The 1,493-nt window shown below is 68.2% G+C and carries 1 protein-coding gene; it reads left to right on the top strand.

Features of this window, described 5'->3' with window-relative positions; genetic code table 11:
• Nucleotides 1–299 precede the first annotated feature (299 nt).
• Nucleotides 300–1,388 carry a branched-chain amino acid aminotransferase gene (locus tag ACWGI8_RS44195; protein ID WP_453669257.1) on the top strand — a complete coding sequence of 363 codons (1,089 nt, stop codon included), beginning with the start codon at nucleotides 300–302 and terminating at the stop codon, nucleotides 1,386–1,388.
• Nucleotides 1,389–1,493: the final 105 nt, after the last annotated feature.

The raw sequence follows: 1,493 nt of genomic DNA, 5'->3' as shown, positions 1-1,493 counted from the left end.
GCGGGCTGACCCTCCCCCCGAGACCAACGGGCCTGGGGGGACCCCCCGGCTCGAAACCTCCACCCCGCCGGGTCGCATCCGCGCCCGGCGGCTTCTCCTATGCGGCCCCCGGGTGCCACCATCAGCCATGGGCCGCAATTCACACTGTTCTGCTCCGGCTCCCACGCACTGCGATAATTGGACGTGGGGCCGCATCATGCGGGAAAGCTCGGACGTCCTAGTACAGGTGTACTCAGGGCGTACAGACATTCAGATGTGAGCGCGGTCCGTCACAAACACACGGTGAAGGACACGCAGACATGACGACGCCCACGATCGAGCTCAAGCCCTCCTCGACCCCGCTGTCCGATGCGGAGCGCGAGGCGATCCTGGCCAACCCCGGATTCGGCCGCCACTTCACCGACCACATGGTGACGATCAAGTGGACGGAGGGGCGGGGCTGGCACGACGCGGAGCTCACGCCGTACGCGCCGCTGTCCATCGACCCGGCCAACATGACGCTGCACTACGCGCAGGAGATCTTCGAGGGGCTGAAGGCCTACCGTCGGCCCGACGGCTCGGTCGCCACGTTCCGGCCTGATGCCAACGCCAAGCGCTTCCAGCTTTCCGCACGCCGCCTCGCCATGCCCGAGCTTCCGGTCGAGACGTTCATCGCGGCGTGTGACGCCCTGGTCCAGCAGGACAAGGCATGGGTCCCGGCGCACGGCGGCGAGGCCTCGCTCTATCTGCGCCCGTTCATGTTCGCCAACGAGGTCGGTCTCGGTGTGAGGCCGGCCAACGAGTACCTCTTCATCGTCATCGCGTCCCCGGCCGGCCCGTACTTCCCCGGTGGCGTCAAGCCCGTCTCGGTCTGGCTTTCCGAGAACTACGTCCGCGCCGTTCCCGGCGGCATGGGCTTCGCCAAGACCGGCGGCAACTACGCCGCCTCCCTCCTGGCGCAGGCCGAGGCGGCTGCCAAGGGCTGCGACCAGGTCGTCTGGCTGGACGCCCTGGAGCACAGGACCGTGGAGGAAATGGGCGGCATGAACCTGTACTTCGTGTACGGGGACAAGATCGTCACGCCCGAGCTCACCGGCTCGCTCCTCGCCGGTATCACCCGTGACTCGCTGCTCAAGCTCGCCCGCGACCTCGGCTACGAGGCCGAGGAGGGCCGGATCACCACCGACCAGTGGAAGCGTGACACCGAGAACGGCACGCTCACCGAGGTCTTCGCCTGCGGCACCGCCGCCGTCATCACCCCCGTCGGCACGGTCAAGTCCGCCGCCGGCGAATGGACGCAGGCGAACGGCGAGCCCGGCAAGGTCACGATGGAGCTGCGGAAGACGCTGCTGGACATCCAGACCGGCGTCGCCGGGGACCCTCACGGCTGGATGCACGAGCTCGGCTGACCCTCGGCCCGGATACGCAGAGCCGCAGACAACGCAGAACGCAGAACCGCTGCAGAACGCAGACACGCAGAACGCAGAACCGCGCGGGACCCCTTTCCGGGGACC

This window comes from Streptomyces sp. NPDC054841 (assembly GCF_053611045.1).
Note: the sequence above shows the minus strand (reverse complement) of the source record. Positions and strands in the feature narration are given on the sequence as shown.

What these genes read in the sequence shown, in the direction of transcription:
- ACWGI8_RS44195 (WP_453669257.1), top strand. Translation starts at nt 300, where the DNA reads ATGACGACGCCCACGATCGAGCTCAAGCCCTCCTCGACCCCGCTGTCC.